General features: G+C 43.3%; 6 protein-coding genes. All 6 read left to right on the forward strand.

Annotation, left to right across the window (positions count from 1 at the left end; genetic code table 11):
- Nucleotides 1-1,254, forward strand: a 1,254-nt coding sequence (locus tag ACWVCM_RS13115; RefSeq protein ID WP_455202209.1) for a response regulator, incomplete at its 5' end; no start/stop codon positions are given.
- A gap of 128 nt (nucleotides 1,255-1,382) precedes the next feature.
- Nucleotides 1,383-2,528, forward strand: a complete 1,146-nt coding sequence (locus ACWVCM_RS13120) for a response regulator (RefSeq protein WP_455202210.1) — start codon at nucleotides 1,383-1,385, stop codon at nucleotides 2,526-2,528.
- A 64-nt stretch (nucleotides 2,529-2,592) separates the two neighbouring features.
- Nucleotides 2,593-2,958 carry a response regulator gene (locus tag ACWVCM_RS13125; RefSeq protein WP_455202211.1) on the forward strand — a complete coding sequence of 122 codons (366 nt, stop codon included), beginning with the start codon at nucleotides 2,593-2,595 and terminating at the stop codon, nucleotides 2,956-2,958.
- Nucleotides 2,959-3,222: 264 nt separating this feature from the next.
- Nucleotides 3,223-3,687 (forward strand): Rsd/AlgQ family anti-sigma factor, encoded by a 465-nt coding sequence (locus ACWVCM_RS13130; protein ID WP_455202212.1) that lies wholly within the window; start codon nucleotides 3,223-3,225, stop codon nucleotides 3,685-3,687.
- Nucleotides 3,688-3,978: 291 nt separating this feature from the next.
- Nucleotides 3,979-4,629: a tetratricopeptide repeat protein gene (locus tag ACWVCM_RS13135; protein ID WP_455202213.1), complete on the forward strand. Its 651-nt coding sequence runs from the start codon at nucleotides 3,979-3,981 to the stop codon at nucleotides 4,627-4,629.
- 33 nt (nucleotides 4,630-4,662) lie between these two features.
- Nucleotides 4,663-5,979 (forward strand): multiheme c-type cytochrome, encoded by a 1,317-nt coding sequence (locus tag ACWVCM_RS13140; protein ID WP_455202214.1) that lies wholly within the window; start codon nucleotides 4,663-4,665, stop codon nucleotides 5,977-5,979.
- The last annotated feature ends 283 nt before the right edge of the window (nucleotides 5,980-6,262 follow it).

Genomic DNA, 6,262 nt, shown 5'->3' on the forward strand with positions numbered 1-6,262 from the left:
GTTGATATTATGAAACTCCGCCAGTCACTGCTGAATCTTCTGAGTAACGCAGTGAAATTTACTGCGGGTGGTAATATAAAGTTACAGGTCTACCGTGAAATTATAAACAATGAGGAATGGATTAAATTTACAGTAAAAGATACTGGTATTGGTTTGTCGGAAAACCAGATGGAAAGCCTGTTTACCGCGTTTTCGCAAGCAGATATGTCGACAACTCGCCGTTATGGTGGTACCGGGCTTGGATTAACAATCAGTCAGAAGTTTTGTCGCTTGATGGGGGGTGAAATTACGGTTGAAAGTGAGTTGGGTAAAGGATCGCAATTTACCATTTCGCTTCCGGCAATTATAAAACTGCCCGCTGAATCAGGCACAGAAAAACAAGTTGCGTCACAACCGGTTGATGAGAACAAACTGGTGCGTGTGCAACAAAAAGATCAGCGCGAAGCAGAAGATGAGCGTCGTAGTAAAAGAAGCACAATACTTATTATTGATGATGATCCTATGGCCTGCGAGTTACAGCAGCGACATTTGAGTAAACAGGACTACGATGTTATATGTGTGAAGACCGGCGAAGAAGGTATCAAAAGGATTAATGAACTATCGCCGGATGTAATTTTGCTGGATGTAATGCTAACTGATATGAGTGGCTGGCAGGTGTTGACATACGTTAAGAGTCAACCACACCTGGTTCATATACCGGTAATCATGTTGACTATGATTAATGAAAAGAATACAGCTTACTCCCTGGGTGCGACTGCGTATTTAACCAAACCCATTGATCGCGAAGAGTTAACTGCAACCGTTAATAAATGCGTACGGAAAGCCGGGCAAGATAGCGTGCTGGTCATTGACGATGATGCGGATGCCAGGAAACTTGCCCGCCTGGTGCTGGAGAATGAAGGTTTTTCAGTCATCGAAGCAGAAAACGGTTATCTCGGATTAATGCGAGTGGCTGAACGAATTCCCTCTGTAATATTGCTCGATTTACTGATGCCAAATATGAATGGGCACGAATTTCTAAGTGAGCTGGAGTTGCATGAAAGGTGGGATAATATTCCAGTGATCGCATTAACCGCGATGGAACTCGATGAAAATGAAAGATTCAGTCTCGAAAATCGCGTATCAATGATTATACAAAAAGGTGCCTACAGCATTGATCACGTACTCAACGCGGTACGGGAAATTTTGGGCGGAAAAGAGCAACAGAGTACTCAAAATGTTAACGAGCTGGACGATAAATCAAGAGATGAGTAAGAATTTACAAAATCTTTATAATTTTTATTCACATTATTATAGTAGTTCATTGAAAACCATGGTATTAACGTAAGTTCAGTGGTGAATTAATTGCGGCTGAGCTACCTGAAGGTAGGATTGTACGTTTTATGGGTGTAGCAGCGAGTTCACAGGCAGTGAATATGAGTTTTGAATCGGCAGGTTCAGTGTTGGTAGTCGATGATAACGAGATGAATCGGGACATGCTCGTACGCCGTCTCGAGCCACTCGGTTACCAGGTATCTACGGCAAGAGATGGTGCCGAAGCCATGGATGTATTGATGCAGGATCCTTTTGATCTGGTGCTGCTCGATATTATGATGCCAGTGAAGGACGGTTTCGAGGTTCTGCAGGAAGTTAAAGCCCATAATGATTTATGTATGATTCCGGTGATAATGATAACTGCACTAGACGACACCTCGAGTGCTGCCCGTTGCATTCAGTTAGGCGCAGAAGATTATCTGACCAAACCTTTCGATCCGGTACTGCTAAAAGCCCGGGTTGCGACCTGCCTGGAGCGCAAGCGTTTGCACGATCAGGAGCGACACTATCGTAACCAGATTGAACAATACAATGATGAATTGCAGGACCGCGTTCAACAGCAGGTGCAACAAATTACCTCAGCACAGCTTGGTGCCATTTTTGCCATGTCAAAGCTGGCAGAATCCCGTGACCCTGAAACAGGTGAACATCTGGAGCGTATGCGGGAATATTGCAAAGTCCTGTCAGATCACCTTGGCCGGTTACCGAAGCACCAGGCTCTCATCAATCAGGAATTCATAGATAATATTTATGCAGCCAGTCCGCTGCACGATATTGGTAAAGTGGGCATTATTGACAGCGTGTTGCTAAAGCCTGGCAAGTTAACAACCGATGAATGGACAGTAATGAAGTCACACCCCATTATTGGTGCGGAAACCCTTCGCGAAGTGGATCGACAACATCCGGGTAATTCATTGATTCGTATGGGCATAGATATTGCAGAAAGTCATCATGAGAAATGGGATGGCTCTGGATATCCCTATGGCTTAAAGGGTAACGATATCCCGCTGGTGGCCAGGATTTTAGCGTTGGGTGATGTCTACGATGCGCTGACTTCAAAGCGCTGTTACAAAGAAGCTTTTGATCACGATAAAAGTCGCGCTATATTGCAGGAAAACAGCGGTAGCCATTTTGATCCTGATGTGGTTGATGCGTTTCTGGCAACGGAAAATGAGTTTCAAAGGATTAAGGAATTTTATCAGGATACCGATTAGTATTAAGATTGAAACCAAATAACAAATATTCGTTAGAAAATTTAACGCTCATAGGAGTGTTACAATGCCAAAGTTATTACTCGTAGAAGATAATGAAATGAACCGGGACATGCTATCCCGTCGATTGCAACGCAAGGGATTTGATGTGGTCTTTGCATTGGATGGTCAGGCGGCCGTGGAGCTTGCTGATTCGGAGCGTCCCGATCTCATTTTAATGGATATGAGTTTGCCTGTGATGGATGGTTGGGAAGCAACCCGCCAGATCAAGGCGAAAGATGACATAAAAAATATTCCTATCATTGCGCTTACTGCTCACGCAATGTCGGGGGACCGTGAAAAAGCACTCGAGGCAGGTTGTGAAGAGTACGACACCAAGCCTGTTGATTTTCCTCGACTGATCGAAAAAATTCGCGTATTGTTGAAAATGTAGTTGGCAAAACTTTTACTTGGGTGTAGAGTTTTGCAACGTATATAGAATGTGAAGGCCAACGGACTGGTTGAAGAAAATTTCTGAAACCGTGGGTAAGTAAAATAAAGGTGGTTGGGCTTTAAATTTTTCTCCATAACTACCGGTAATACCCCGACAACTAATAACAAAAATTTCATTGTGTCATTTGTAATTATTCAGTGCACAGTGAATGCGTAGTGGAAATACCTACATCGGAACACTAATCCAATTTAGATAGAGGTAGCCATGCAGTCAAATAGTGATGCACCCGTAGTAGAACGTCGCGCACAATCCCATCGCGAAATTGGTGCGTTGGTAGTATCCCGAACTGATACCCTGGCGCTTTTGAGTGAGCTTGCATCCAAACAACCTTTTACGCCACCAGAACACGATACCCAGTTACTGCTACAAAACTTTTGTGAAAGTCTCATTGACTATACTGCCTCTGCTCACTTTCAGTTGTATCGTCATATAGACGAAAATAAAGAAAGAAGAGTCTCAGTGCGCGATATTGCTGATCAGATCTATCCGCGCGTGGCAGAAAGCACACAATCGTTTTTAGATTTCAACGACAAGTATGACTGCGAAGATCATTGTGATAATTTATCCGAACTGGCCAATGATTTGTCTAAACTTGGAGAATTATTAGCCGACCGTATTGAACTGGAAGATCAGCTAATAGCGGTTCTTTGTGCGCCGCGACAGGGCTAATTCTTAAACCTATTATATTAGTTTTGTTCGGCGTTACTCCCCACCAGACGGCCCTGATGGCAGGGTCGACTTAGATTACCTTTTCACGTAGCATACCTGAGAATCAGTATTATTTTACTGGCTCATCTCTAAATACTTAACTCTGCTAATATAAATTATTAGTCCAGCTAGTGTGAACTCATGTCAACTTGTTTGTCTTAAATAGTTATGCGCCCTGAATCTTTAAATAAAATCCGCTGCCTGAATGTTTTAATTATATTGATTGCGTTGTGCTGCGTGCCTGCTGTTGGTTTGGCAGATGTTAATGATGAATTGGAAAAAGGCATTGCCGCCTATAAACGTCGTGATTACGCTAAAGCGTTAGATTATTTGCGACCATTGGCTGAACAGGGAAATGCAGAAGCCCAACGCAAACTTGGTGTAATGTACCGGCATGGATTGGGGATGAAGAAAAATGATGCGCTGGCTATTGAATGGTATCGAAAGGCCGCTGAGCGCGGCCATGTTAGAGCACAAAACAGCCTGGGTATAATGTACCAATTTGGATTGGGTGTCAGTAAGGATGTCAGGCTCGCAGCAAAATGGTTGAAGGCTGCAGCGGAACAGGGTGACGGCAAGGGGCAGGAAAATGTTGGTATGTTGTACCTGGATGGTGTGGGTGTGCAACAAGATGACCAGCAAGCCGTTTATTGGTTAAACAAAGCGGCGCTACAGGGACAGATGAAGGCACAACTGACGCTGGGGTTAATGACCCTGGCGGGTAGAGGTACAACAAGAGATGAGCAGCAAGGAATGGAATGGATTAAGCAGTCTGCCAATAAAGGTTACCCGCAAGCTGCCGAAGCACTTGCGAAGGCTTACGCAGAGGGTCTGTATGGAATGAAGCAGGATTTACAGCAAGCTCGTTTCTGGTACCAGCAGGCCGGTAAAAAATTTCAATAAATCATTTCTATTTTTCAACCAGGTTTTCCGAATATGAAATTAACAACGCTTTCTATTTTTGCATTTATTCTGCTATTGCAATCCGGATTACCCACAGCTATCGCTGATGTTGCTCCATTAACCGTTATATATTCAGGCAATCTGGATGGTGAACTTGAGCCATGTGGTTGTTCAGAAGAAGGTAATCTCGGCGGTATAAAGCGTCGTGCTTCCACTATAGACAGCATAAAAGAGCAGAATCCCGATTCGGTTGTTATTTCTGCGGGGGGTTTGATTGCCAGCGAAGGTACCAATGATTATCTGAAAGCCATATATATTCTGAAAGCGTTTGCAGTTTTAGGTTATGACGCCATCGGTGTGCAATGGAACGATCTGAACTACGGCGCTGAACTTGCTACAAAAAATAATTTACCGTGGGTAGCAAGTAACTGGTTAACGGATGAGTTTGCCAAATCCAGAACAATTAATCGTACTATTAACGATAAAAAGATCACGATTCGATTTTTAACCTGGCTAGATCCTGATAGTTCTCCAGTTCGACAGATGCCGGGGGGCAAAGCTGTTACTTATGATGATATTGGTAAACTTGCGAAGGAAATATCGGCCGCCAGGCGCAAACAGGAATTCGTTATTTTAACAACAACCTTGCCCCTGGAGATTATTAAAGACCAGTTACCGCTGGAATCTATAGATATATTATTTGTCCGAGCTGCTTACGAGATATATGGTGAGCCAAAAAAACTGGGAAACACTTTGATACTGGAGCCAGGTTCTCGAGGAATGCGGCTGGGAAAATTGCAACTTACGTTAGGGGAAAACAACACGATTAAGCATTGGAAGCACGAGGTTATCCCTATGCCTGGCAGTGTTCCCGATTCGCCGCGATTGACTGCATGGTATGATGAATACAATGCCAAAGTAAAAGCGGATTACTTGAAGCGTGTGGAACTTCGCAAACAACGTGAGTCAGGCGAAAGCCCTTTTCTGGGCGAAGAGCAATGTAAAGCATGTCATCCAAAACAGCATAAGGTCTGGCAAGGCAGCGAACATGCGATAGCCTTTGAAGACCTGGAAATTGTGAAAAAAGCTTTTGATCCAGAGTGTATCCAATGTCATGTGGTTGGTTTCAACAAACCGGGAGGTTTTGTTGACATTAATATCACATCTCACCTGATCAACGTGCAATGTGAAAACTGCCATGGCGCGGGGAAGGATCATGCAAAGAGCGGTGGTCAGAAACCGTTAGCGAATAAAGCCTGGCCAAGGGAAAAAATGTGCGCCCAATGCCACGTACCAAAACACAGCCCTTCATTTGATATTGATAAATATTGGCCTAAAATTGCCCACTAAGCCGCACTAATATGGTGCGATTGATGAGCGTTTCATATTATTTCTTCTAATTATCTCAATTTAATTAAGATCATAGCGTTTTCTGTAAAGCCGGTAAGTTGATCAGCAGCATCATTTTCAGCATGCGCTAGTAAAGATCATTGGTGTGGCTGGGTCATTCACTCCTATGTTATAAATAGCTGCGAATTAAAAAACAAAAACAACGAAGTCTTTATAGTTTCGTTCGTTTAATTCCAGCTGAGATTAACGAAACCAAAATTAATAAAACCAATTTTAATAAAAC

This window comes from Kaarinaea lacus, assembly GCF_975902315.1.

Coding starts and splice junctions, on each gene's coding strand:
- ACWVCM_RS13120 (WP_455202210.1), top strand. CDS start 1,383: ATGGGTGTAGCAGCGAGTTCACAGGCAGTGAATATGAGTTTTGAATCG.
- ACWVCM_RS13125 (WP_455202211.1), top strand. CDS start 2,593: ATGCCAAAGTTATTACTCGTAGAAGATAATGAAATGAACCGGGACATG.
- ACWVCM_RS13130 (WP_455202212.1), top strand. CDS start 3,223: ATGCAGTCAAATAGTGATGCACCCGTAGTAGAACGTCGCGCACAATCC.
- ACWVCM_RS13140 (WP_455202214.1), top strand. CDS start 4,663: ATGAAATTAACAACGCTTTCTATTTTTGCATTTATTCTGCTATTGCAA.